Source organism: Bacillus marinisedimentorum (assembly GCF_001644195.2).
GTDB lineage: Bacteria > Bacillota > Bacilli > Bacillales > Bacillaceae_O > Bacillus_BL > Bacillus_BL marinisedimentorum.
In genome coordinates this window covers 23,157-48,320 of record NZ_LWBL02000063.1, presented here as the reverse complement: position 1 = coordinate 48,320, position 25,164 = coordinate 23,157, and the positions used below count along the sequence as shown (strand labels likewise).

The 25,164-nt window shown below is 47.9% G+C and carries 27 protein-coding genes; 21 read left to right on the top strand and 6 right to left on the bottom strand.

Annotated elements, in window-relative coordinates:
- Window positions 1-25: 25 nt before the first annotated feature.
- Both namA and A4U59_RS18065 read right to left on the bottom strand, forming a co-directional pair.
- The gene (namA, locus tag A4U59_RS18070; protein WP_070121616.1) at window positions 26-1,042 is read right to left on the bottom strand and encodes an NADPH dehydrogenase NamA; all 1,017 of its coding nucleotides are present in this window, start codon (window positions 1,040-1,042) and stop codon (window positions 26-28) included.
- A 63-nt stretch (window positions 1,043-1,105) separates the two neighbouring features.
- Window positions 1,106-1,831, bottom strand: coding sequence for a glycerophosphodiester phosphodiesterase (locus A4U59_RS18065; protein ID WP_070121615.1), 726 nt, complete (start codon window positions 1,829-1,831; stop codon window positions 1,106-1,108).
- 124 nt (window positions 1,832-1,955) lie between these two features.
- On the opposite strand from A4U59_RS18065, the gene A4U59_RS18060 reads away from it, so the two are divergent.
- The 5 genes from A4U59_RS18060 to A4U59_RS18045 all read left to right on the top strand — a co-directional run bounded on the left by A4U59_RS18060 (window position 1,956) and on the right by A4U59_RS18045 (window position 6,173).
- Window positions 1,956-3,578, top strand: coding sequence for a M20/M25/M40 family metallo-hydrolase (locus A4U59_RS18060; protein ID WP_070121614.1), 1,623 nt, complete (start codon window positions 1,956-1,958; stop codon window positions 3,576-3,578).
- 111 nt (window positions 3,579-3,689) lie between these two features.
- A complete protein-coding gene (locus A4U59_RS18055) occupies window positions 3,690-4,658 on the top strand; it encodes an MBL fold metallo-hydrolase (RefSeq protein WP_245680589.1) in 969 nt (322 codons plus the stop codon).
- 18 nt (window positions 4,659-4,676) lie between these two features.
- Entirely contained in the window at window positions 4,677-5,474 is a 798-nt protein-coding gene (locus A4U59_RS18050) for an SDR family NAD(P)-dependent oxidoreductase (RefSeq protein ID WP_070121613.1), read from the top strand.
- A 109-nt stretch (window positions 5,475-5,583) separates the two neighbouring features.
- Window positions 5,584-5,727 (top strand): hypothetical protein, encoded by a 144-nt coding sequence (locus A4U59_RS21465; RefSeq protein ID WP_157888220.1) that lies wholly within the window; start codon window positions 5,584-5,586, stop codon window positions 5,725-5,727.
- Between the two features lie 239 nt (window positions 5,728-5,966).
- Window positions 5,967-6,173 (top strand): hypothetical protein, encoded by a 207-nt coding sequence (locus tag A4U59_RS18045; protein ID WP_157888219.1) that lies wholly within the window; start codon window positions 5,967-5,969, stop codon window positions 6,171-6,173.
- Between the two features lie 396 nt (window positions 6,174-6,569).
- Here the strand turns inward: A4U59_RS18045 and A4U59_RS18040 are convergent, their stop codons facing one another.
- Window positions 6,570-6,761, bottom strand: a complete 192-nt coding sequence (locus A4U59_RS18040) for a YqzH family protein (protein WP_070121611.1) — start codon at window positions 6,759-6,761, stop codon at window positions 6,570-6,572.
- A gap of 358 nt (window positions 6,762-7,119) precedes the next feature.
- Here A4U59_RS18040 and A4U59_RS18035 point away from each other — a divergent pair, with 358 nt between their 5' ends.
- From A4U59_RS18035 to A4U59_RS18025, 3 genes are all read left to right on the top strand, one after another.
- Window positions 7,120-8,379, top strand: coding sequence for a Y-family DNA polymerase (locus A4U59_RS18035; protein WP_070121610.1), 1,260 nt, complete (start codon window positions 7,120-7,122; stop codon window positions 8,377-8,379).
- A gap of 14 nt (window positions 8,380-8,393) precedes the next feature.
- Window positions 8,394-8,732 (top strand): YolD-like family protein, encoded by a 339-nt coding sequence (locus A4U59_RS18030; RefSeq protein WP_070121609.1) that lies wholly within the window; start codon window positions 8,394-8,396, stop codon window positions 8,730-8,732.
- Window positions 8,733-8,875: 143 nt separating this feature from the next.
- On the top strand, window positions 8,876-9,514 hold the full coding sequence (locus tag A4U59_RS18025; RefSeq protein WP_070121608.1) for a TVP38/TMEM64 family protein: 639 nt from the start codon (window positions 8,876-8,878) through the stop codon (window positions 9,512-9,514).
- Window positions 9,515-9,897: 383 nt separating this feature from the next.
- Here the strand turns inward: A4U59_RS18025 and A4U59_RS18020 are convergent, their stop codons facing one another.
- Window positions 9,898-10,101 carry a CDGSH iron-sulfur domain-containing protein gene (locus A4U59_RS18020; protein ID WP_070121607.1) on the bottom strand — a complete coding sequence of 68 codons (204 nt, stop codon included), beginning with the start codon at window positions 10,099-10,101 and terminating at the stop codon, window positions 9,898-9,900.
- 364 nt (window positions 10,102-10,465) lie between these two features.
- On the opposite strand from A4U59_RS18020, the gene A4U59_RS18015 reads away from it, so the two are divergent.
- The 7 genes from A4U59_RS18015 to A4U59_RS17985 all read left to right on the top strand — a co-directional run bounded on the left by A4U59_RS18015 (window position 10,466) and on the right by A4U59_RS17985 (window position 18,094).
- Window positions 10,466-10,672, top strand: coding sequence for a hypothetical protein (locus A4U59_RS18015; protein WP_070121606.1), 207 nt, complete (start codon window positions 10,466-10,468; stop codon window positions 10,670-10,672).
- A 9-nt stretch (window positions 10,673-10,681) separates the two neighbouring features.
- Window positions 10,682-11,017, top strand: coding sequence for an iron-sulfur cluster biosynthesis family protein (locus A4U59_RS18010; protein ID WP_070121605.1), 336 nt, complete (start codon window positions 10,682-10,684; stop codon window positions 11,015-11,017).
- Window positions 11,018-11,036: 19 nt separating this feature from the next.
- Window positions 11,037-11,282: a DUF3886 domain-containing protein gene (locus A4U59_RS18005; RefSeq protein WP_245680588.1), complete on the top strand. Its 246-nt coding sequence runs from the start codon at window positions 11,037-11,039 to the stop codon at window positions 11,280-11,282.
- A 557-nt stretch (window positions 11,283-11,839) separates the two neighbouring features.
- Window positions 11,840-12,376, top strand: a complete 537-nt coding sequence (locus A4U59_RS18000; RefSeq protein WP_245680587.1) for a TVP38/TMEM64 family protein — start codon at window positions 11,840-11,842, stop codon at window positions 12,374-12,376.
- Window positions 12,377-12,816: 440 nt separating this feature from the next.
- Entirely contained in the window at window positions 12,817-14,652 is a 1,836-nt protein-coding gene (locus A4U59_RS17995) for a sensor histidine kinase (protein ID WP_070121603.1), read from the top strand.
- Entirely contained in the window at window positions 14,627-15,262 is a 636-nt protein-coding gene (locus A4U59_RS17990; protein WP_070121602.1) for a response regulator, read from the top strand. Before A4U59_RS17995 ends, A4U59_RS17990 begins: the two co-directional genes overlap by 26 nt.
- 348 nt (window positions 15,263-15,610) lie before the next feature.
- On the top strand, window positions 15,611-18,094 hold the full coding sequence (locus A4U59_RS17985; protein ID WP_070121629.1) for a S8 family peptidase: 2,484 nt from the start codon (window positions 15,611-15,613) through the stop codon (window positions 18,092-18,094).
- Window positions 18,095-18,715: 621 nt separating this feature from the next.
- Here the strand turns inward: A4U59_RS17985 and A4U59_RS17980 are convergent.
- Window positions 18,716-19,636 (bottom strand): aldo/keto reductase, encoded by a 921-nt coding sequence (locus A4U59_RS17980; protein WP_070121601.1) that lies wholly within the window; start codon window positions 19,634-19,636, stop codon window positions 18,716-18,718.
- A 278-nt stretch (window positions 19,637-19,914) separates the two neighbouring features.
- The gene (gene mciZ, locus A4U59_RS17975; protein WP_070121600.1) at window positions 19,915-20,043 is read right to left on the bottom strand and encodes a Z-ring formation inhibitor MciZ; all 129 of its coding nucleotides are present in this window, start codon (window positions 20,041-20,043) and stop codon (window positions 19,915-19,917) included.
- An 89-nt stretch (window positions 20,044-20,132) separates the two neighbouring features.
- Here mciZ and A4U59_RS17970 point away from each other — a divergent pair, with 89 nt between their 5' ends.
- From A4U59_RS17970 to xerD, 6 genes are all read left to right on the top strand, one after another.
- Window positions 20,133-20,687 carry an NUDIX domain-containing protein gene (locus A4U59_RS17970; protein WP_070121599.1) on the top strand — a complete coding sequence of 185 codons (555 nt, stop codon included), beginning with the start codon at window positions 20,133-20,135 and terminating at the stop codon, window positions 20,685-20,687.
- Window positions 20,684-21,844, top strand: a complete 1,161-nt coding sequence (locus A4U59_RS17965; RefSeq protein WP_070121598.1) for an endonuclease Q family protein — start codon at window positions 20,684-20,686, stop codon at window positions 21,842-21,844. Before A4U59_RS17970 ends, A4U59_RS17965 begins: the two co-directional genes overlap by 4 nt.
- Before the next feature lie 109 nt (window positions 21,845-21,953).
- Complete coding sequence (gene spoIIM, locus A4U59_RS17960; RefSeq protein ID WP_070121597.1) at window positions 21,954-22,595, top strand: stage II sporulation protein M; 642 nt, start codon at window positions 21,954-21,956, stop codon at window positions 22,593-22,595.
- A gap of 122 nt (window positions 22,596-22,717) precedes the next feature.
- Window positions 22,718-23,173: a ferric iron uptake transcriptional regulator gene (fur, locus tag A4U59_RS17955; RefSeq protein ID WP_070121596.1), complete on the top strand. Its 456-nt coding sequence runs from the start codon at window positions 22,718-22,720 to the stop codon at window positions 23,171-23,173.
- Window positions 23,174-24,023: 850 nt separating this feature from the next.
- On the top strand, window positions 24,024-24,251 hold the full coding sequence (locus A4U59_RS17950; protein ID WP_070121595.1) for a YqzK family protein: 228 nt from the start codon (window positions 24,024-24,026) through the stop codon (window positions 24,249-24,251).
- A 9-nt stretch (window positions 24,252-24,260) separates the two neighbouring features.
- Window positions 24,261-25,151, top strand: coding sequence for a site-specific tyrosine recombinase XerD (gene xerD, locus A4U59_RS17945; RefSeq protein WP_070121594.1), 891 nt, complete (start codon window positions 24,261-24,263; stop codon window positions 25,149-25,151).
- The last annotated feature ends 13 nt before the right edge of the window (window positions 25,152-25,164 follow it).

Here is a 25,164-nt window from a genome sequence, read left to right as displayed (position 1 = left end):
TGGTATGTGTAAAGTTGAGCGGTTGTTATTTCCAACCGCGTTCATATTGCACAGGTGGTGTGAATTCAGTTTGGAGTTCGCGCGCGGCCCTGAGCGGCCAGTATGGGTCGTCCAGCAGCGCTCTGCCGATAAAAATCAGATCAGCCCGCTCATTCTGGAGAATTTCTTCAGCCTGCAGTCCGGAGGTGATCATCCCGACTGCTCCGGAGGCGATTCCCGCTTCCTTTTTGATTGTTTCCGCAAATTTCACCTGATATCCGGGATAGACATTAATCTGAGCCGGCACGACAGCTCCTGAACTGCAGTCGATCAAGCCGGCTCCTTCATCCTTCATCCAAGCGGCCATTACTGCATAATCGCTGATATCATTTCCTTCTTCATGATAATCGCTCGCTGAAATCCGCACCATGAGCGGACCATTCCATACTTCTTTTACGGCCCGCATGATGTCGCGTAAAAATCGGAAACGGTTTTCCATGCTGCCTCCGTATTCGTCTTCCCGCCTGTTTGAAAGGGGTGAAAGAAATTCATTGATCAGGTAGCCGTGGGCGGCATGGAGCTCTATGATGTCAAAGCCTGCTTCTTTCGTTCTTCGTGCACCTTCCTTGAAGGCGCGGATCGTCTCAGAAATATCTTCCTTCGTCATTTCTTCCGGTGTTTTCATCTTTTCGTTGTAAGGAATTGCGGAAGGGGCGATGATTGGTCCATCCACGGTCGCCTTTCTGCCGGCATGAGCCAGCTGGATGGTGGCGTGTGCCCCCTGTTCGTGGATCTGGCTTACAAGGTCCGACAGACCTGAAATATGGTCATCACTCCAGATTCCGAGATCACGGGAGGATATGCGGCCCTGCGCCGTTACAGCGGTCGCTTCAAGCATGATCAGTCCGGTTCCTCCAACTGCCCGTGACACATAGTGGGTCCTGTGCCAGTTTTCCACCATCCCATCTTCATTATGACTTGAGTACATGCACATCGGAGACATGACGATCCGGTTTTTCAATTCGATGTTTCCTATTTTGTACGGGGAAAATAATGCGGTCATTACAGGGTCATCTCCTATCTAGTAAGTTGCATTTTTCTTACATTATATCATTTTGTCCGCTGATTACTTTGATTTGAGCACAACGGCTTTGTGGGGCATATCCGTAATGATCGCCGGCACATTCAATCTGAAGCATTTCCGCATGGCAAAGACGGAATTGACGGTGTATGTTCTGAGCGTGACCCCGGATTTACCACAATGTTTGATGAGCCTGCGATTGATCAGCCGGTAATTCAGGTGGATGCTGTCAGCCCCGATGCTTTCTGCAAATTCGCACGGCTTAGCGAGCCGTTTGGAAGAAAGCGGGGCAAAACTCATATCCGGGTGGATTTCCCGGACGGCTTTCAGGCTTTCGTAATGAAAGGCAGAGATGACAGATCGTTCTGTCAATCCGTATTTTTTGAGAATGTCGAGAACTTTTTGTTCTATGCCCTCATATCTGACTTTGTTCGTTTTCAATTCGACATTTATGTTCAATGATGTTTCCGCCGCCCAACCGGCAAATTCCTCAAGTGTCGGAATCGTTGTGTGCCAGTAGGCGGGGGAAAACCATTTTCCTGCATCAAGCTTTTTCAGCTCTGCAACAGTATGGTCCTTCACCATTCCTGAACCGGTGGTAGTCCGCTCCAGCGTCTCATCATGGATGACGACAGGAACGCCGTCTTTTGAGAGCTGAACATCGAGTTCGATGCCGTCAGCCTTATATTCGAGCGCCTTTTTAAAAGCTGGCATCGTATTTTCAGGCGCAAGCGAGCTAACGCCTCGGTGTGCAAAAATTTGTGTCTTCATTTTAGGCCACCTGCTTTCTGAAATGAATGAAAATTGGATTTTTTTCGATGCTTTCTATAATATTATAGTATTGAGTCAGATATAAAGACTTTCAAATAGACAACAGCAGCTGGGAGGAATGGCGATGAGGTGGCAAACGAAAGATTCACTTAAGGAACTGCTCGTCAACCTTGTGGAATACCAGAGCATCACCGGGTCCGAAGATGAAGTGGCCGTTGCCGAATATATTCATAGAAATTTATCCTTCTTGCCGTATTTTAAACATAACACGGATATGGTGAAACTTCATCCGCTTACAGACGGGAGGTCATTTGTGACTGCCCTCGTCAAAAAGCCGGGTGTAAAAAGAACCGTCATTTTGCTCAGCCACTTTGATGTCGTGCCGGTAGAGGATTATGGGCCATGGAAGCAGCTTGCTTTTCGTGCGGATGCCCTTACTGCTGAATTTTATAAATACCGCAGCCGTCTTCCTGACGATGTGCAGCGGGACCTAGATGAAGGCGAATGGTTATTCGGCCGCGGGGCGATGGATATGAAAGCCGGGGCCGCCCTCCATATGTCGATGATAGAGAAAGCTGCCGCCGGTGAATTTGAAGGGAATGTGCTGATGCTTTCTGTCCCTGACGAAGAAGTCAATTCCGCCGGCATGATTGAAGCTGTCCCTGTCCTTATTGAAATGGCTAAACAGTACGGCCTTGAATATGCGGTATGCCTGAATTCGGAACCGATGTTTTCCAGATATCCGGGCGATCATGCGAAATATGTGTATACCGGATCAGTCGGCAAGCTGCTGCCCGGCTTTTTCTGTTACGGGAAAGAGACACACGTCGGTGAGCCGTTTTCCGGGTTGAATTCAAATTATATGGCATCGGAAATCAGCAGGATCCTTGAACTGAACGCTGCGTTTTGCGAACGGGTCGGGGATGAAGCGACCCCGCCGCCTGTGAACTTGATGCAAAAAGATTTAAAAGAAGAGTATTCTGTGCAAATCCCGCATGCATCAGTGGCCTTATTCAATGTCATGAATATGAAAAGATCGGGGGAGGATATTACGAGTCTGCTCATGCAAGTGGCCCGCGCGGCTGCCCGTAATATCGAAGACAATTTTCTCCGCCGCGCCCGCCAGTTTGCCGGCTTTCAATCTTATTCACCCAAACCGGTCAAAGTACAGGTCTTTACGTATGAAACGCTGAAACAAAAAGCGATCGCCCTTTATGGGGAAGAGGAAATCCACAGGCGCCAAAATTACCTCATCGCCAACAGGCACGATGCTGGTGACCGTGATTTTACAACAATCCTGGTCCATGACCTGGCTGCACTTTGCAATAAGGAAGCCCCGATGATCATACTGTTTTACAGTCCGCCGTTTTATCCGGCGGTATCTTCCGCCGATAATCCGTGGATCATGGATACAGTGAATGATTTAATCGCATACAGCAAGAAAACGTATAACGTTGACTTTAAGCACCAGTACTATTTTGCCGGCCTTTCTGATTTGAGTTTTGTCCAGCTGAAAGAAACGGAAGAGGGGCTCAGTCCGCTGACGGAGAACATGCCTTTGTTCCAGAATGGGTATAATCTACCCATTGAAGCTCTGAAAGCGCTGAACGTCCCGGTCTTGAATCTCGGTCCGCTCGGACGCGATGCCCACCAGTGGACGGAGCGGCTTGAGTTGTCATTCTCTTTCGGCACTTTGCATGAATTGCTTTCCAGGACAGTTGGCCGCCTTCTTGAAAATACACCGTAACCGTAATGCTGGAGCCCTCGCTGTCAAATTGCGGCCGGGCTCCTCATTTTGTAGACATTCCATTTTTTCGCTATAATGTTTTGTGTGGATTGTAAGATATGGAGGTAATGAATGGACATGTTGAAAACCGAAAAAATTCACCGGCTTGTGCTTCCGACTCCTTTTCCCGTCGGTGATGTGAATATTTATCTCGTCGAGGGCGAGGCCCTTACACTCGTGGATACAGGGGCGAAAACGGAGGAAGCCTGGGAAGCCTTTAAACTGCAGCTGAAAGAACTGGGGCGTGTGCCCGATGATATAGAACAGGTCATTTTGACGCACCATCATCCCGATCATGCCGGCCTGCTTGATTATTTGCCAGAATCCATTCCTGTTATCGGCCACTGGAAAAATGATCCGTGGATAAGCCGAGACGAAACATTTTTCCGGAATTATGAGGAGTTCTTACTCGATCTTTTCCAAAAGAGCGGCATCGATTCATACTTTTTGAAATTCGTCAGCAAAATGAACAGGTCGATGAAATATTCTTGCAGCCGAAAGCTTACCGGCACAATTGCAGAAGGAGACGAGGCCCCCGGGTTGCCTGGCTGGTCGGTGTACGAAGTCCCGGGTCATGCCGGCAGCCACATCATGCTTCACAACAGGGAGACAGGGATTGCGATCGGCGGCGATGTGCTGCTGCAGCACATTTCCTCAAATCCGTTGATTGAGCCTCCTTATCCGGGAGAAGAAGAACGGGCCCGGCCGCAGCTGCTTTACAATGAGTCGCTGAAAAAGGTGGCGGCGCTTCATCCGGAAATTGTGCTGCCGGGTCATGGCCGCAGTGTTGAAAAGGCGGCTGCCCTCGTGGAAAACAGGCTGAAGAAGCAGCACGAGCGTGCCCTCACAATTCATGGCTGGCTTAATGAGCAGCCGATGACCGCTTTTCAAATTTGCAAAAAATTGTTTCCGACCATATTTCAGAAAGAGCTTGGCCTGACAATGTCAGAAACGATCGGCCAGCTTGATTATCTCGAGGATGAAGGCCTTATCTATGTTGATCGGACATGTGCCGCCTGGTGTTATTATGCGGCAGACTGACCAAAACAGAGGTGTCATATGAGAAATCAATATTTGAAAGGAAAAGTAATCGCCATTACGGGAGCTTCCAGCGGAATCGGCGAGCAGACCGCATACAAAGCTGCTGAAATGGGGGCATTGACCGTGCTCCTTGCCCGGTCGGAAGACAGGCTGGCTGCAGCTGCCAGCCGGATTGAAAAGACAACCGGTTTGCGGCCTTTATATTTTGCGCTTGATGTCAGCGATCCCGGGCAGGTCGAACAGGTATTCAAAACCATCTACGAACAGGCCGGCAGGATTGACATACTCGTCAATAACGCCGGCTTCGGGATTTTTGAAGAATTTGAAAAAGCCCCGCTGGATGAAGTGAAGAGGATGTTCGACGTCAACGTTTTCGGAGTGATTGCCTGTACCGGGATGGTGCTTCCTCATATGAAGGAACAAAAAAGCGGGCATATCATCAATGTCGCTTCTCAGGCAGGAAAACTCGCCACCCCGAAATCGAGCGCCTACTCTGCGACGAAACATGCCGTGCTCGGCCTGACCAACAGTTTGCGCATGGAGACGGTTCAATACGGAATCCATGTGACGGCAGTGAACCCCGGCCCGATCAAAACGAACTTTTTTGAAACAGCCGACAAATCGGGGAGCTATGTCAAAAATGTGGAAAAATTCATGCTGCCCGCTGCAGAGGTGGCAGAAAAAATCACCGGGGCCATGGTCAAGCCGCGGCGGGAAATTAACCTGCCGCGCTGGATGAACGCAGGGAGCGTATTATACCAGCTGTTCCCGGGGATTGTGGAAAAAGTCGCCGGAAATGCTTTTCGGAAGAAGTGAAAAGTGGGGGAAGAACGTGAAAATTTCCAGACCCGGGAACTCAGGCTGCGCTGGCGTGCCGTCGTATTGAGGTGCGGATCAGCTGCGGCGTGAAAAATGGAGTTTTGGCGTGAAAGCCGGGCTGAACGGCGCGAAACAGCTGCTTTGGCGTGAAAGTTGGACGCTTCGGCATGAAATGTGGGAAATTGCGCGTGAAACAGTTGCAGTTTGGCGTGAAAGAAACGGGACGCCGCGCGAAAGTGCATCCACCTGATTGCGGTTGTTCGTGTACGGCGTGAAAAACCGGGGATATGGCATGAATGAACAGTCATCCGGCGTGAAATACAAAGAAAATGAATTGTTTTTTTAAAAAATGAGACAAATCCGCCAGGTCACCAGCCAAAAATCGGCCGAGTGATACCGCATTTGAGTAAACAGCCTGTTTCGGCCGCAGGCTTGTGTGAATCGAGGGGAAAGAACGTGGTAATTTCCATGCCCAGGGGAACTCAGGCTGTGCTGGCGTGCCGTCGTATTGAGGTGCGGATCAGCTGCGGCGTGAAAAAATGGAGTTACGGCGTGAAAGCCGGGCTGAACGGCGCGAAACAGCTCCTTTGGCGTGAAAGTTGGACGCTTCGGCATGAAATGTGGGAGATTGCGCGTGAAACAGCTGCAGTTTGGCGTGAAAGAAACGGGATGCCGCGCGAAAGTGCATCCCCCTGATTGCGGTTGTTCGTGTACGGCGTGAAAAACCGGGGATATGGCATGAATGAACAGTCATCCGGCGTGAAATACAAAGAAAATGAATTGTTTTTTTAAAAAATGAGACAAATCCGCCAGGTCACCAGCCAAAAATCGGCCGAGTGATACCGCATTTGAGTAAACAGCCCGTTTCGGCCGCAGGCTTGTGTGAATCGAGGGGAAAGAACGTGGTAATTTCCATGCCGCGTGATCTCACCCGTCCCACTGCTCCCGCTGGATATTGAACAAGTCTTCACGGACAGACGAAAATATGCGGTGCATTTCCGAGGAGGCGAGCCTGTCCGCACCAATCAATTGGTGTGGATAGGCTCCGCTTATGCGTAACCGCTAAGCGGGCGCCTTAGACTTTTCTTATTCTCATCCTGTCACATACTCATACGCAACATCTTCAACGATATCCCCAACATCTGCTTCACTGCCTGGTTCTGCCAGTATGTTCAGTGCTTTATCCACGAGTTTTTCCATTTCATCAGCAGGCAGGCGGGTGTTTTCCTGCCCATATTGTGCCAGCCGGCGCCGAATCATCCCTGCAAGTAAATTTCTGTCCATATGCCGATCTCCTTTTTTCGAAGTTCCTGTATTTCTATTATAAACGTGCGGGCATCAAACGAAATAGTCTCGCCTGCTTTTTAGGCAATAGAAAGGTTTCACTGCCCTAATATTTTTTCCAGTCGCATCACATGACTGGTTCAGATCTTCAAAGCCTCAAAGCCTCAAACCCTCAAATCACAGTACAATTTGGACCCCGGCACTTCAAATATGCCGCTGGCCGGGAACTTTTCGTTTTCGTTTCACAAAAACTTCCATTGAAAACAAAACATATATTCTTTTATAATAAAAACAGAATGAATAGGAACGTGCGTTCGGTGGTAAGGATATATAGAGAAAGATACAGGAGGGAGACCTTATGGTTGAATATACAGAACTGCCGGACCAGAAAATCCTTTGTATTGATATGAAAAGTTTTTATGCGAGCTGCTCTGCGGTAATGCGGGGGCTTGACCCGCTCGATTGCCACCTGGCCGTTGTCGGGAATACCGAGCGGCAGGGGAGTGTCGTGCTTGCTGCTTCGCCCCGCCTTAAAAAGGATTTCGGCATCAGGACAGGCAGCCGGCTGTTTGAAATTCCCGCCGATTCCCGCATCATTACAGTTAATGCGGAAATGTCCCTGTATTTGCGGGTGTCGATGGAGATCACCCGGCTGTTCAACCGTTTTGTGCCGAAAGAAGCCATCCACACATACAGCGTGGATGAAAGTTTTTTGAAGGTGGATGGCAGTGAAGGGACATGGGGCGGGGCATGGAGTGTCGCGGAAAAAATAAAGGATGAAATCGATAAGGAATTCCAGCTTCCGTGTGCAATCGGCATCGGGCCCAATATGCTGCTGGCCAAACTGGCGCTCGATCTGGAAGCGAAACATAAGGGGATTGCCGAATGGCGCTATGAAGATGTACCGGAAAAGCTGTGGCCGCTGGCGCCGCTCAGTAAAATGTGGGGCATCGGCACCAGGGTGGAACGGACACTGAACCGCATGGGGATATTTAACGTCGGCCAATTGGCAGCTTTTCCGCTTGAGCGGCTTGAGAAAAAATTCGGGATCATGGGAAATCAGCTTTATTATCACGCCAATGGCATCGATCTTTCTGAACTCGGCGCCCCGATCATGCAGGGACAGATCAGCTTCGGCAAAAGCCAAATCCTGCTCAGGGACTATAAGGACCCGGAGGATGTGAAACATGTCATTCTTGAAATGTGCGAGGAAGTGGCGCGCCGGGCCAGGACACACAAAAAGGCGGGCCGGACGGTGAGCCTCGGCATTGGATACAGCAAGGATGAGGGCGGAGGAGGCTTTCACCGCTCCCGCACAGTCAGCCAGCCGACAAACGTGACCATGGATCTTTATGAGGTATGTCTTGAGCTTTTTCATGAGCACTATAATGGCGGAACCGTTCGTAAAATATCAATCGCGCTTTCGAGCATTACCGGTGATGAAAATGTCCAGCTCAGTCTATTTGACCCCCGCAAGCCTCACCGGCGCCGGCTCGGTTATACGATGGACGCCATCCGCCGTGAACACGGGAGCGGAAAGCTGCTGCGGGCGGTCTCGTTTACAGAAGCAGGAACGGAAAGGCACCGGAGCGGGCTGATTGGCGGTCATAAAAAATAGATGGAGGGAGAAAGATGTTAAAAGACAGAGGCAATATCAAGTGGACATCCCTCATGCTTCCGGAGCATGTAGGCAAGCTGCGCCGCTGGGAAAAAGAAGATCAGCGCCCGCAAAAGCCGGAATTGGATGAGCAGGAGCTTGAGCTTCTCGATGAAATGATCACAGAGGCGCTAAGCCTGCAAAAGCCGCTTACCTTCACCGTTTTTGAAAAGAGCGGCCTTTACCAGGCAACCGGACGGATTACACGGATTGATCAGATAGGCGGGCTCCTTCATCTTACCGGAGCCGAAGGAAGCAAACGGCAGACGATACAGCTTGGGGACATCCTAAAGGCAGAGTGGCCGGTATTGTAAAATCTCCCAGAAGCCGGCGGCCTAAAAAAACCAAGTGCAGGGGACTCTGACCGGGTAAAAATGTTATCCGGTTAACAGCGGGCTGTACGCGGTATATAAGAAATAGAAAACGAATAGGCAGATAAGAAAAAGGAGCTGCTCAGATGAAGCGCAAGATTTATTTACTGCTGGGGGCTGCGGGCGTCCTGGCAGTGCTGGCTATAATAAACCGGTATGCTTTCGCGGCGGACCCGGAGGTATTGAGAAAGTGGATACTCTCGTTCGGCATATTTTCTTCCGCCGTATATATCGTGATTCTGGCAGTTCGGCCGCTGACCCTTTTCCCTGCCTCGGTTGTGACAGTTATGGGCGGCCTGGCATTCGGTCCGGTCAAAGGTTTTTTTTATACGCTCGCAGGGGCGTTGCTGGGCGCCGCCATGTCGTATCTGGTTGTGGAAAAATTCAACTGGAAATTGAATGTCACTTCATCTTCATCCAGGCTGGCAAGCCTTAAAGAACGGGTGGAGAAGCGCGGCTTTTATTATCTATTGATGCTGAGGATATTGCCGGTATTGAATTTTGACCTTGTCAGCTACGGTTCGGCAGCAGCCCACATCCCGTTCCGGCGGTATATGGCTGCAACGTTCCTCGGCATCATCCCGGGAACGGTTGCATATACATTTCTCGGCAGCAGCATCATCACAGGGGATGTTGAGCTGCTCGTGATAGCTGCATTGATTCTTGCCTTACTCAGCCTTTTCGCCCGTTTCCTCGCCAAAAAAAGAAAAGGCATTCCGGAATGACACGAGCGGAGTTACGGACAGGCAGTCCGGGAATACTTACTGAAAAAACTTTGTAAAACGTAATTGCTGATTTGAAACGATGTCGATTCAACAGCCCTGCCTGTTTAACAGAGCTATTTAAAAAGGATCCTGTAACGGATCCCGCTTTAAAATCAACCGGTTTAAAAAGGCTCCTGATGATGAGGAGCCTTTTTCTTTGTTGAGGAAATTATAAAATGTAAGCGTTGCGGATAAAAAGCCAGAAGGGAATCGTCCAGCTCCAGGCGCCAGCGGCTATCGTCATAAGCGGTGATCCCCTCCGGGAGGAAAGAGCACCTCCCTGCGGGTACCCCCGCTTATGCGTACGCCGCTAAGCGGGCGCCTTGCACATTTGTTTATAAGTCCTACTCCTGTTCGGCCCGGACCTTTGAATCGAATTGGCCGCGGTGTGCGCCGTCGCAAAACGGCTTGTTCCCGGATAAACCGCAGCGGCAAAGCGAGACCGAGTTTTTGGTTTCAAATGCATTCCCTTCCACATCGACAACTTCAAAATCACCATTGACAAGAAGAGGACCGTTATCCATTACTTTAAGTTTAACATCACTCATTAGCATCGCCTCCTTTGTATTATCATCTATATCGTAAACAGAAAATTAAGAATATACAACAGGAAGCACTTGCCGCCTGCTAAAAGAAGCGGAACAAATTCTTCATCCGGCTCTTAAATTACGGCACGGTTCACTGTATAATAAGGTAAAAAGAAACAAGGCCGATAAATTGATGCCGTTATGCTTTGGAGTGCCCAGGCCTGCTGACAAAACGTCCGGCGGCAGGGTATGAACTCACCCGGAGTTTTAAATAGATAAATCGATTTTGACGGCTCAATATACTCAGGATGAAACATGTCAAAAAGTATAAAGGTCTTCTCAAGGTGTCGATGTTCCAGCTCATTTCCAGGGAGGAGGCAGCAGTTTGATACATACAAGCCGCAGCGGTCATCCCACAGATCTTGAAGAAACGGAAAGGCAGGAAGAATTCCATTATCCGGCCGGGCGGAAAGTGCCAGGTGAAGAAATAGGGGAACGTGTGACGGCTGAATACGGCCGCTGCAATATGAAAAATTGGATTGGATGGTGTGATGGGGACTACTCAGAACATGACAGAACAGGATGGAGATGATGCAGCCTCATGAAGATTACAGTGTCGGAATGTGCAGCTGAGAGGCTCGCTGGCGTTGCCGGCAGTTCCGGAGACAGCTATTTCAAGCTTATCTATGATACGGAAGGCTGCGGGTGCGGTGTCGATGGAACGGCCGCCCTCACCCTTACCAGGGAAAAAGAGGGACTCGATGAAGTGTTCCCGGCAGGCCCTTTTACATTTTTGGTCGCCAGGCATGACATGATTTATTTTGATGAGCGATTGACGATCGACTGCCGGGCAGGCGGCCATAGCCTTCTATTGAAAAGCCCTGAGCGTATCATCACCCCCAACTTGAACTTGCGGCTCCAGGAAAAGGACGAATGAGTGGAAAGGAGGCGTTATGGTGCAGAAGCGAAAAAACAGCCGAACGAGAGAGAAGGAACAGGAAAAAGGGTTATTAAAAGATCATCTGCAAGGTGATATCCTGACGAAATTGCAGGAAAAGAAAAAAGAGTTGAAGGCAAAGGAAGAAGATGAGCGCCGGCAGCAGCTGGAACAACGCCGCCGCGAGCGGGAAGAACGGGAAAAGAACAAGTCGTTTGAGGAACTGCTGGACGAAAGCGGTCTTGACTGGAAAGAATTCAAATAAAAGGATAAAAAGCATGCCAGCCGGTTTTGATGTGCAAGGAAGTACATCGGAGCAGCGGGCAATTTGAATATGGATAAGGGCAGCTGCACCTCTGTCTTCGTCTAATAAAAGGTAAGTGGGTCAAACCTAAGTAGTTCCGTTTTTCTGGAGAAACATGCGGAATAGCATACTAATTAGCAGACCGAATCGCATATGATTTGGTCTCTTCTTTTTCCTTGTTGTAGCAACGATAATAAGTTGATAGAGTATAAACTACCACGTGAATTCTGATAGGACTTTACTTGGAGAGGTGGGTATGATAGGGCTCGTTTGCCTGATGAAACAACTGGTTCAGCCTTTCAAGACAAATCGTAACCACAGAGGACCAAGTCAAGTCCTTAAACGTTTATTCTATGGATACATATAAACAGTGATAAAAGGTGCATCACTTCAACGTTTTTTTGCTGATGCTGTATATAGAGAAGAGATAGTTCAATAAGTAAAAAGTGTTTAAACGTACTGTTAGGGATTAGAAATTTAAGGAGAGAAAGCTGTTGGAGATGCACCTCATAAATTTGTTGGCGGCATTAGGTGATTATGCATTTGTATTAAGTGTTATATTGAATATTATTATTAGTGTTCTCGGTGTTGTACCAAGCTTTTTCATTACTGCCGCCAATATACAGTTCTTTGGTTTTGAAAATGGATTGATATTATCCATTTTAGGGGAAGCACTTGGAGCAATCGTTAGTTTTTATCTATATCGCAAAGGCATAAAAAAACTATTGGATACAAAAAGAATAAAAAACAAATACATGACTGAATTAACGAAATCAAATGGTATAAAAGCATTTTTTTTGATTGTTGCCCTTAGAATATTTCCATTTATTCCATCGGGTATCGTGACGTTAGCGGGTGCAATAAGTAAAATTGGTATTATCAATTTTTCCTTTGCCAGCACAATAGGAAAAATACCTTCACTTGTGATAGAAGCATATTCTATTCATCAGGTCTTGATATGGAATTGGGAAGGAAAAGTAATCTTAGGTTTGTTTTCATTAGTAACAATATGGTTTATATATAGGAAAAGCAGAATAAAGCAAATCAGCAATTAACATTAGTAACCTCTTTTGAAAGAAAAATAGCTTCTTAAACATAAGGGGACACACATGAACAAAACAGAACGCTTCCAGGCGTTTTTGTTTGCTATGTGTTACTGCTATTCATGATGCTGAGTTTTAGATGTTATTCCAACTGTTTTTTTACATTTTCCCTCATATACCGGAACTATTTACGTCAAAACCTCTGGCCTTTTATTTGTAAAACCCGCAGCCGCTAACAAGAAAAACCTCCGCAAACCGGCATCCCCAAAAATCATATCCTCAAAAACCGGCCGCCCCGAATGTGCTCTCCAAAAATCCCGGATGCTGAAAACTTCATCCCGAACCATGACCTTCTCTGCCTGCATGCTCCGCTATTCTTTCCACATGAACCGTCTTTTGGTAAAATAAAAAGACAGAAAAATCAGACAGAAAAAAGAGAGGAGGGGGCAGAGATGGCAGACCGTGAAAAAATCTCGGCATTATTCATCAATTTCATATCAGCTGCGGGATGGATAGTCATCATTAATGCAGCAGCCGGTTTTTCCCGGCCGGAAAACATATTGATCTACTTGATCCTGTTACTGTTCATAGGCATAACCGAGAGCTATCCGATCAGCCTTATAAAAGGGCAGAGCTCGCTCGGCTTTCCAATTATCTACACGTTCAGCTTCCTGTTCGACCAGCCGGCTGTCATCGCCGGTTTCGCCGCTGTCATTACGCTGGTGAATATAAAGGCAAAGCGGCCATGGCGGGTTGTGTTTTTTAATCCCGCTTTGCTGTCAATCAGCCTGCTGGCTGCTTACAGCATTGCGCCGGCTGCTGTGGAGGCCGCAGAAGCCGCAGGAATGGAGCAGTTTTTTGTTCTGATTGTCCATCTTGGGGCATTTACGCTTTCCTACTATGGGATTAACAACCTGCTGGTAGACCTTGTCCTGTTCATGCGTCCACAGCAGTATACGCGGCGGCAATGGGTACAGAAAACATTATCCGAAACAATCATCATGGCATTATCTTTTCTGTATGGTGTTTTGATGTTCAATCTTGGGAGTGAAGATCGCGGGCCTTTTGATGTTTTTGCATTCTTTTTCTTCTTTTCGCCGCTTGTCGGCTTTTCGCTTTTGAGCGCAACTGCGGCAAGGCTGCGTATACAGAGAAACAAACTGAAACAGCTGTATGATGTCAGCATGGTTCTTAACAAAGGAATTGCGTCTGGAAAATGGATGGAAGATTTCCGGGGACCGCTTGAGGGCCTGCTGGAAGCGGATGCTGTTCTTTTCATCACGAAAGACGGGGACCGCTGGAAAAAGATGATTGCCGCTGGCAGGGTTGAAGATAAGAAGCTTGAGGGCCGTGCTACCGAACATATTCAGCATGTATCTTCCACTGTCATTTACCCGAACCGCAAAAAGGATGGCGGGCCGCTGTCCGACTTCTTTTCGCCGGCGGTTAAGTCGCTCCTGTATGCGCCGGTTACATTGGACGACAAGACAATAGGAATCCTGCTGGCCGGGCGCAGCAGGACCCACAGCTTTTCGACTGATGATATCCGTTCCATCACTTCCCTGGCAAACCAACTCGCAGTCATATGGCGGTCAAAGGCGCTCATTGCCGAGCAGGAGAAGCATAAAATCTTGGAGGAACGAAATCGGATTGCAAGGGAAATTCATGATGGCCTTGCGCAGTCGCTGGCAGGGGCGGTCATGAATCTTGATACGGCGGTGAAACAGCAGGATGCCTCGCCGGAACACGCGAAAAAACTGATTGAGGAAGCGGCATCAAGGCTTCGGTCCAGTATGCAGGAACTGAGGAACTCAATTCATGCTCTCCGTCCTTATCCGACTGAAAGAGTCGGATTGAAGCAGGCGATAGAGGCGAAGGCGGCCGCCGCCGACAGCCAGACGCCGATAAAGGTGAATTTCCAGCAAAGGGGAACGGAATATGAGCTTGATTCGGACATTGAAAAAATCATGTTTGATATTTTTCAGGAAAGCATGGCGAATGCCATTAAACACAGCAGAGCTCAAACGATCGATGTATTGCTCAGCTATCAAAAGAACCAGACACTGCTTCAGATATCAGATGACGGGAAAGGGTTTTCTTTGCTCGATGCGATGCTGAAAGCAAAAAACGGCAGCCATTTCGGGATTCTAAATATGAATGAACAGGCGGAAAACCTGGATGCTGCCTTGCAAATTGACAGTAAAAAAGGGGAAGGGACGGTAATCCAGTTTATCGTTCCGAAAGAAAAGGAGCGTGTGGAACTTGATCAGCGTCGTATTGGTAGATGACCATGCAGTACTGCGAGACGGTCTTAAAAATATTTTTGCCCTTGAAGAGGATATCAACGTAGTCGGGGAAGCTGTGAAAGGGGAAGACGCCCTCCGTACGATCAGGGCTGCCGCTCCGGATGTCGTCATCATGGACATCAACCTGCCGGGAATGAACGGCCTGGAAGTGACACGGATTGTAAAAAAAGAGTTTCCTGAAATCCGAATCCTTGTCCTGACAATGTACAGTGATGATGAATATTTAATGGCTGCTCTCCGTGAGGGAAGCGACGGCTATTTGCTGAAGGATTCACCATCCGAACAGGTAGTGGAGGCCGTCCGCACGGTCGCACTCGGTGAATCGATCATCCATCCGAGTATGACAAAGAAATTGATCGACTATCATAACCGTAAAAAGGAAGACAAAGAAACCCGCCTGACCGAGCGGGAACGGGAAGTGCTGATTTGCCTTGTGGAAGGGCTAAGCAACAAGGAAATCGCAGAAAAGCTTTTCATCAGTGACAAGACGGTTAAAATCCACGTCAGCAAAATTTATAAAAAGCTTGATGTGAAAAGCCGGTCGCAGGCCGTGATTCATGCTGTACAGCATCATCTTGTGCCTCTTCCGTAAGTGTATATTTAACAGAATGGCATCACTGCAGGAAAACCCGGAGAACGCTCCGGGTTTTTTCCGTATCGGAAAGTATAACTTGTCAGCAGGAAGTATTTCGGCACAGCAGCCAATTAATGAATATAGACAAAGGGCAGCTGCGTCTTTGTTTTCACCTGAAAGCTCGCCAATCGGCGAGTTTTTTTGCGTTTCGGGCCGTATGCCGAAAAAGCATACTACTAAGGGGTTATCCAGCGTTAGGACTTTCCCAGCGATTTTACTACTAATGCGTAATAGTAACCAAAAAGTAAACAAGAGATAATGAAATTGACATAATTTTTAAAAAACCAAAGGGGTGATCGTGTGGGAATGAAGCAAAAGTGGGTGCGCGGCAGTTTAGCGTATTTGCTGATCGGATTAATGATGGTTTCTTTGTTCATTTCTCCGCTTCAGGGTAAGAAAGCACAGGCGGAGGAAGCGGCTGGAAAGATAAGCAGCGAACTGGCGGAAAAACTGGATACGTTAAGCGGAAGCCTGGGGGTAATTGTGACATTCAACAAGACAGAAGGTCCCGGAGCAGAAGAAAAGAAGGTGCTTGAAAACATCGGAATAACAAACGGGATCATGATGGAATCACTGCCGATGGCAGGTGTAACAGCCGACGTCAGCCAGATTAAAGCTCTTGCGTCGTCCCCGGCGGTAAGGTCCATCCATGAAAACAAAAAACTGAAGTATTTAAACGCCGATGCGACAGAACTGACCGGAGTCGATAAAGTCCGTACCGACAAATCGATGCAGAAAGCAAATGGCGGCATGCCGTTTACTGGTAAAGGAGTCGGTGTGGTGGTCAATGACAGCGGGGTCGATGGTACGCATAAAGATCATGAATTGGGTGAAAACCTCGTCCAAAATGTTATGGGGTCCACGAATCTTAACGCAATCAGCGGCATCTTGCCGATCAGCTACACTGAAAATGTGCCGAATACGGATACAAATTCGGGACACGGCACTCATGTCGCAGGGACAGTCGGCGGCACCGGGGCAATGTCCGGCGGTAAATATGAAGGGGCTGCACCAGGTGCGGATATGATTGGTTACGGTTCGGGCGCTGCGCTTTTTGTCCTTGACGGCATTGGCGGATTTGACTATGCCCTGACCCACCAGGCAAAGTATAACATCCGCATCATTACAAATTCATGGGGTTCATCGGGAGGGTTTGACCCTAACGATCCAATCAACATTGCGAGTAAGATGGCATATGACCGCGGGATCACGGTGTTATTTGCAGCAGGAAACGAAGGTCCCGGCGAAAACACTCACAATCCTTACGCCAAAGCACCATGGGTGATCTCGGTCGCTGCAGGTGAAAAAGACGGGACGCTCGCCGATTTCTCTTCCCGCGGTACAAAGGGTGCCGGCGGAACATTCACCATTGACGGGGAAGAATGGACATGGGAGGACCGTCCGACGGTAACGGCACCGGGTGTTGACATTATTTCGACAAGGGTCATTGCTCCGGTTTCTTCACTGGCAGCGACCGATGATATCGAAGGCATTGACCCGGCTCATCTGCCTTATTATACGACGATGAGCGGAACCTCAATGGCAACGCCTCATGCAGCAGGGGTGGCGGCGTTGATGCTTGAAGCGAATCCGTCCCTTTCGCCCGGTGAGATCAAAGAAATATTCCAGGAAACGGCTACAAATATGCCAGGCTATGAAACATGGGAAGCGGGGGCCGGTTACTTGAATGCATACGCTGCCGTAGACACCGCGCTGAACGGGACGGAGTATGGTGCAACAGTCAATTCCTATACTGAGTTCAATAGTACTGTTGAAACACAAGCGGAACATGGGGAGTTTACGGTTGACTATAATCCGCTGACATATGTTTCGGATAATGCATATGAATTTGAAGTTCCAGAAGGTATAGCAGGCCTGTCTGCCAAAGTATTTGCCCGCGGTTTGCTTGAAGAAACAGGAAACCCTCTGAACCTTGTGCTCATTTCACCAGACGGAACGGAATACAGCTCGGGCATAAGCCTCCTGTTTTCCCTTTACCCTGACAGGACGGTTTCGGTCAGTTCTCCAGTACCGGGTCCGTGGAAGGCTGAAATCCGCGGGCTGCGCGGAACGGAAGAAGACCCGCTGGCAATGGGACTGCCTGAAACCGTGAAAGGCACGCTGACCATGACGGCGGTAGATGGATTTGCAGGGCTTGAAGACATCGAAGGCCATCCGGCCGAGTCCGCCATCAAACTTGGCATCGGCGAACGATTATTTGATGGGAAGGAAAGCGGAGTATTTGAACCTGACAGCAGTCTTACCAGGATGGAACTGGCAAAATATCTTACCGCAGGTGCAGGAATTCGCCAGACCGTCTCCCCTCAAAGCTTTACCGATGTAGATGGCGGGGAAGCCGCATTTTCCGGTGCAGTGACTGCACAAGGTGCGGCCCTGAAACCTTCATCATACGTACAGAACGGTGTTATGCTGGCTGAAAATGGGCAGTTCAATCCTGATGGAGAGGTTTCAAGGGCTGAACTTGCCTATTCCCTCATTCAGAGTCTCGGCTTGGAAAATGAAGCAGAAGCAAAAGCCGGAGATACGCTTACTGTCCAATATGGTGAAGAGCGGCTGGAGATCGAGGATTCCCCCCAGGTGCCGGATGAGTACAGGGGCTATGTCCAGCTGGCCCTTGACCTTAATGTCCTGAATGCTTATTTTCAAACGGAGCAGGGCCCATATGACCTGGAACCCGTCATAAAAGCATCATTCAAACCGGAAAGCACTGTAAATCGCGGAGATTTTGCAGTTGCGATGACGCGGTTTTACCATGCGTTTTTAAAATGATGTCAAAAACACCCGAAGCTTTATACTGACCGGGTTCTGTTTTCGACTATAAGCAGAAAAAATACACTAAACAGCAGTCCAATCAGCAATAAAATTGGGCTGCTTATTTTTATGGATATAAATGGATCCATAAATAACCCAATTAAGATAGAAATTCACACTTGCTTTTAGAAAGGTGACACAACTTATTGGCACCTGTTGAATTTGTAAATTTAAACGCGTATTAATTGCATTCATAATTTTTTTGAGCAGGTTTGGTTTTATGGATATGAACATTTAAGAAGAACGTTATTCAACTAGGGAAGGGTTATGGAGGAAGGAAGGGCTTGGTTCTAACACTTTAGAACGGGAAGTTGATTGCCGCTGCAGGGGCTCGTTTTTTGCGGGCGTCCCGGGAACATCTTCGGCTCAGTGCCTATAAACAGCTGCATAATCAAACTATAGGCATGGAAACCCGCTTTCCGTGCCTATAGTTAAGAAAAGGCCAACAATACAGGAACTGGACCACAATCCAGTGCCATGCATCCCGCCTGCCGCCACTTTCCTTCGCTCCCCCAGGATTTTTCTGGCTTCCTCTTTAATCTGCTTTTTTATTTCTGGCTATTTTGACACCCAAAGGTTTTACTGGTGTTTATCATACGTGATCGCCCGGGTGAGGGACTGCAGCTTTCGGAATGTTTCATCATCAATCGATCCCCGGGAAACAGCCTGCACATTTTCTTGCAGCTGCAGGGAGGAACTGGCCCCCGGTATGACAGCAGCGACCGCAGGGTGATGGAGGGGGTAACGGAGTGCTAGAGATTCTTCCATAAAACGGCTGTCCGCTGTTTCGCCAAGGCGTCTGCCGATAGCATAGAGATCTTCATACGTATAGCCAAGATGGCCGCCATCCTTGAATTTTTCGGCCTTTTCGGCAAACCGGCCTGTCAGCAGACCTTTGGCAAGCGGTCCCCTCGCTATAGCGCTGATCTCTTTTTCCTCAAGCAGTCCGAGCACTTCTTCTTCGGGCCTTCTGTCAAGAATACTGTATTGGGTCATGACGCTCACAATATTGGACCGGCGTGCATACTCTCTTATCACATTGGGGCGGATCGAGGAGATGCCGTATTCCCTGATGATCCCTTCTCTTTTAAGTTCTTCGAATGCTTCGATCGTTTCGTCTATCGGGTCATCAATTGTGCCGCCATGAAGCTGGTAAAGATCGATATAATCAGTCTGCAGCCGCAGCAGGCTGTTCTTTACCGCTTCTTTTATGTAGGCTTTGGACGGGTCCCAGTACCAGCCGTCCCTATCGTTTTCCCAGTGATTTCCACCTTTGGTGGCGATGATGATATCGTCTCGTCTTCCTTTCACCGCTTTCCCGACAAATTCCTCATTCAGGCCAAAATCGTATAGGTCGGCAGTATCGAGATAATTGATGCCGAGTTCAAGTGCTTCGCTGATGATGGAGACCGCTTTGTGTTCATCGGTCCCGAGTGACATGCAGCCGAGTCCGATTTCAGAAACGTACAAATCGGACAGGCCCAGCCTGTTTTTTTGCATTTCAACGCCTCCAATCGAGTCAGTTTCCTTCATTGTAACGCACGAAGGTAGACGGGAAAAGAAAGAGAGCCGAAGAGGAGATGGTGCAGGAACAGCAAATTCCCAAAAAAGATGTGTTAATTTCCATTATTGAATGAACTAAAAACGCGCTGCAGAGAAAAAATCCAGTATAGACCACTAAGGCTGCGCAGGTCTCTCAAATCGTACAGATATTCATAAAAAGATAAAGCCGTTAGGAAATTTCAGGCAGCAAAAAAAGGCCTGCGCTCTGGCGGCCTTTACTGTCTGGCTATGGAGGTCCATTGCTTGATGGTGTCAAACTGTTTGCTGTATTCTTTCAAAGCCCGGCGGATCTCCCAGCTTTTGCCGACGAGTGTGATTCCATTTTCAGTGACGTAAATTTTCACCAGGGTTCCTCCTTCATGGTACAAGCGTTTTTCATGTATGATAGACTTTATGTAGAAATGCCATTTGCTAGAACAGGGAGATGAAATGGTTGAAACATTTAATTGAAAAAACAATGGCTGAACAAGTGATATATGAAGGCAAGATCATTGATTTGAAGTTGCAGGAAGTCCGATTGCCGAACGGGAAAACGAGCAAACGGGAAATTGTGAAACATCCCGGAGCGGTTGCGGTCATTGCCTGTACAGATGAAGGCAGGCTGATTCTTGTCAGACAATACCGAAAACCGATGGACCGGGTAATGGTTGAAATCCCGGCCGGTAAACTGGAACCGGGTGAAGAACCTCTTGTGACTGCAAAGCGGGAGCTTGAGGAAGAAACCGGTTATATCGCTGATAGTTTGGAAAAAATCATATCATTTTATACGTCGCCCGGCTTTGCGGATGAACTTGTCCACCTTTACGAAGCGAAAGGCCTGAAAAAAGGGGATGGGACAGCTGTCCTTGATGCCGATGAGTTTGTCGACGTGATGGAAGTCACTCTCCAGGAGGCAGGGCAGCTGATTGAAAATCATGAAATATACGATGCAAAAACCGCATATGCCGTCCAATATTTACAGTTGAAAGAAGCGGCTGAACGAAAATGAACAGTTACTTCGCCGACTTCCATATCCATATCGGCAGGACAAAAAGCGGGCGGCCGGTGAAAATCACTGCGTCTCCAAAAATGGATCTTGTAAACGTGCTCGAAACGGCGGCTGTAGTCAAAGGGCTTGACATGATAGGCATAATTGATGCCCACGTACCTGAAATCCAACATGAGCTCACCGGCCTTTTACGTGCCGGGACTCTCTCTGAGCAGGAAAATACCCTTTATTATAAAAAAACAGCCGTAATACCCGGCGTGGAGGTTGAACTGCTGTCTCCGGCAACAAACGCGCCGGTGCATGTCCTTTGCTATATGCCTGGTCTGACCGAAATGAAGGAGTTTTCAACATGGCTGAACACCAGTATGAAAAACCCGTCACTAAGCACACAGAGGGTTGTGCTCGACCCTGTGCTCCTTCAGGAAAAAGTTAAGGAGCATTCCGGCATATTCATTCCTGCCCATGTGTTCACTCCATTTAAGAGTACCTATGGGAAGGGGGTCCGCCGTTCGCTGTCGGAAATATTCCGGCCGGATTTGATTGATGCCGTTGAACTTGGACTGAGTCAGGATACCGTGACTGCGGATACAGTCGCTGAATTGCGGAACTATCCATTCCTCTCAAACTCTGATGCGCACTCCGCTGAGAAAATAGCGCGTGAATATCAAAAGATGGCGATGGAACGGCCTTCATTCCAGGAGTGGAAGCTGGCGTTGAGGGAGCAGGATGGAAGGGGGATTACCGCAAACTTCGGCCTGAATCCGAAACTTGGAAAATATTATCGGACAGTCTGCAGGGAATGCGGCAGAAGGGAAGACCCGGTCCGGATTAGATGTGTTGACTGCGGGGGGAATATAGTGAAAGGCGTATATGAACGGACGTTGGAACTGGCTCACATATCACGCTCCAAAGAGCAAAGGAGCCGCCCTCCTTACATTTATCAAGTGCCGCTTGATATGATACCGGGTATCGGGCCTGCATCACTCCGCAAGCTCAGAGAGCGGATCGGTCCGGATATGGAAGTGCTTCACCATGCTTCGTACGAACAGCTTCAGGAAGCTGTGAATTCAGCAGCAGCGAAAAAAATTGTGGCTGTCAGAAATGGGATAGCTGAAATAATGGAAGGTGGAGGCGGAACTTACGGCAAGCTCCGGTAGACAGGCAATTGCTATATTGTTGCTGATAGGTTTAATAGAAATCGGCATGCGCCTGTCATAGATTCTCCTGTTCCCAAATAGAATGAACTAAGGAACAGGGGGGACCGGCATGAGAAAGAACTGGAAATATGCATTGCAATCACATCTGCGTGATTCATTTTCGCTTTATTTATTTATTTTTGTCCTTTTTTTGATGGGCATCATTTTCGGCGCAGTCACAGTGAACAGTTTAAGCGATATCCAAAAGAACGACTTATTCCAGTATTTGAGCCTGTTTTTCGGACAAGTACAGAATGGATCGATTGCTGAGCAGGGGGTCATGTTCAAGCAAAGCTTTCTCCATCATGCCAGATTCGTTGGCCTTATGTGGATTCTGGGCCTGTCCATCATCGGCTTGCCTATTATCCTTGTATTGATTTTTTTGAAAGGGGTAGTCGTCGGGTTCACGGTCGGTTTCCTGGTGAATCAGCTCGGCTGGCATGGCTTTTTACTCTCATTTGTCTCGGTAATCCCGCAAAATCTGCTTCTTATTCCCGCTTTTATCATCTTCGGGACCGCGGCACTGTCATTTTCTTTGAAGCTCATGCGTCAGCTGTTCATAAAAAAGACAACTGCGGATGCTTTATTTCCTGCGTTTATGAGGTATACTATGTTAATGATAATCATTATTATTGCGGTCGGGGCAGCATCCTCTTTTGAGGCATTTCTTTCTCCTGTCTTAATGAAGGCTGTGATTAAGGTTATCTATTAATGAAATTGCAGGATTTTAAAATGATTCTTTTTTTCTTATTAAAATCATTTTAATTTGACACTATTTTTCTCAGTTATTATAATAGTAATGTGAAGTTGCGGAGCCGCGGGAGGGATTGCAAAATGGAAAGCAGAATTGACCGCATTAAAAAACAGCTACATTCGAAAAGTTACAAGTTGACACCGCAGCGGGAAGCGACTGTAAGAGTTCTGCTGGAAAATGAGGAAGATCATTTGAGCGCTGAAGATGTCTACCTTCTCGTGAAAGATAAAGCTCCTGAAATTGGACTTGCAACTGTATACCGTACACTTGAATTGTTAACCGAGTTGAAAATCGTTGATAAAATTAACTTTGGTGATGGCGTATCCCGATATGACCTTCGTAAAGAAGGAGCAGCCCATTTCCATCATCATCTCGTCTGCATAGAGTGCGGTACGGTGGATGAAATTCAGGATGATTTGCTTGGAGATGTTGAGCGGATCGTAGAACGTGACTTTGATTTTAAAATTAAAGATCATCGCTTGACGTTTCACGGCATTTGCCGAACTTGTCAGGCGAAAGAAAAAGAAGAGAAATGACCTTTTCCGTTTGGGGAAAAGGTTTTTTGCTGTTCTTGGAAAGCTCTTTTATAGAGATAGTTTTTTTACCGTTTAGGAAAGCGGGAATTTTCAACAAGGAAGTGTTTCGACGCAGAGACAGATGTTATGAATAGAGATAAGGGGAAACTGCTCCTCTGTCTCCAGCTTAAGGTCTGTCAGTAGGTGAGTTTTCTTTACATATAGGAAAGCATAAATTATCAGCAAGGGAGTATTTCGCACACCGGTCAATTTTAAGATGGAGATAAGGGCAACTATGCCTCTGTCTTCGCCTAAAGGCTCGGAATCGGTCAGGTTGCTTCATAATCATATGGAGGCAAGAACTCCGGTTTTGCAGGTTGATTGGAGCCATAGGTGCGAGGCCCGCGGGGCAGCGGAACAGGTGGGCTCCCGCAGTAGCAGCTGACAATTGAGTCTCACTGCCTGCTCCAAGCAAAGAAGACAATGTGAATGGGATCGAATGCAAAGTGAGAACGGATTAGCACTTGTCCCCCTGGTGAAACGTTCGTCGTCAGCGGAAAGCAATAGCAGTGTTTAAAAAGGAATCTGAACAAATTTCTGCCCGAAACAGCAGACGGTTGTCAGCATTTCGACAATTTCCCGAAAAAAGGTCAGACCTATTTACAAACAGAGGGAAATCCGGTAACGTTACAAATGAAAAGGCTTTATTCATCCGGGAAATGCCCTGGAATTGCCCCATTGATGCAGAAAAAAAGATCTTCAAATAATCTATTGGTACAAAATAGGCGGCAAAGTTTGCCGTCTATGTATATTCAGGTCCCGAACAGGCATAACTTTTATGTATAAGTGTGCATGGACGGGAGGATGAATGATGGGGTCTTTTGTGAAGCTGATATGGGACATGCTGAAGATTTTTTTGTTTTTCACCGGCTGTACGCTGCTTTTTTACTATGGGCTTCTGCTGGTGAATAAAGAATACGAGAGCTACCACCGATATGACGAGCCGGAAGGCAAAGCTGTAAAGGCTGCCAGAATGGTGGAAGAGCTTGATACGGATTGGTATAACCGCTTGATTTACTATTTCCATTCAGGAGAGTAGGGGATAGATATGAAAGATCATGTAGAGGACTTTATCCACTTCCTTATTGTGGAAAGGGCCCTGGCGGATAATACAGTCCAGTCTTACCGCAGGGATCTCGGACAATATGTCCTTTATCTGGATAAAGTTGAGCAGCTTTCTTCAGTGAATGATGTGAAGCGTGCGCATATCATCAATTACATACATCACATGAAGGAACAGGGAAGAGCCCAGACAACCATTGCCAGAAACCTTGCTTCAATCCGCTCGTTCCATCATTTTTTGCTGAGGGAGAAAGCATCCGAAAGCGACCCCACTCTTCATATTGAAACACCCAAGCTGGAAAGGAAACTGCCGCGTGTCTTATCGATGGAAGAGGTGGAGGCGCTGCTGGCAACTCCGGAAAGCAGTACGGCTCTTGGAAAAAGGGACCTGGCCATGCTTGAGGTTTTATATGCAACAGGGATCCGTGTATCTGAGCTCGTCCAGCTTAATATAAGCGATGTGCATCTGACAATGGGGTTTGTCCGCTGCCTCGGAAAAGGGAATAAGGAAAGGATCATTCCACTCGGCAAAATGGCGCAGACTTCGGTTGCCGAATACCTTGACAGGGGTAGGCCGGAACTTTTGAAAAAGAAGCAGAGTGACGCCCTGTTTCTTAATCACCATGGGAATCGGCTGTCACGGCAGGGGTTCTGGAAGATTCTAAACAAGCTCTCGAGGAAAGCAAATATCCAAAAAGAGCTGACTCCGCATACGCTGCGGCATTCATTTGCGACACATCTGCTTGAAAACGGCGCGGATTTACGGGCAGTCCAGGAAATGCTTGGCCATGCCGACATTTCCACAACTCAGATCTATACGCACGTCACTAACAAACGCCTTAAAGATATTTATGCGTCGTATCATCCAAGAGCATAAGCTCCTGGTTTGC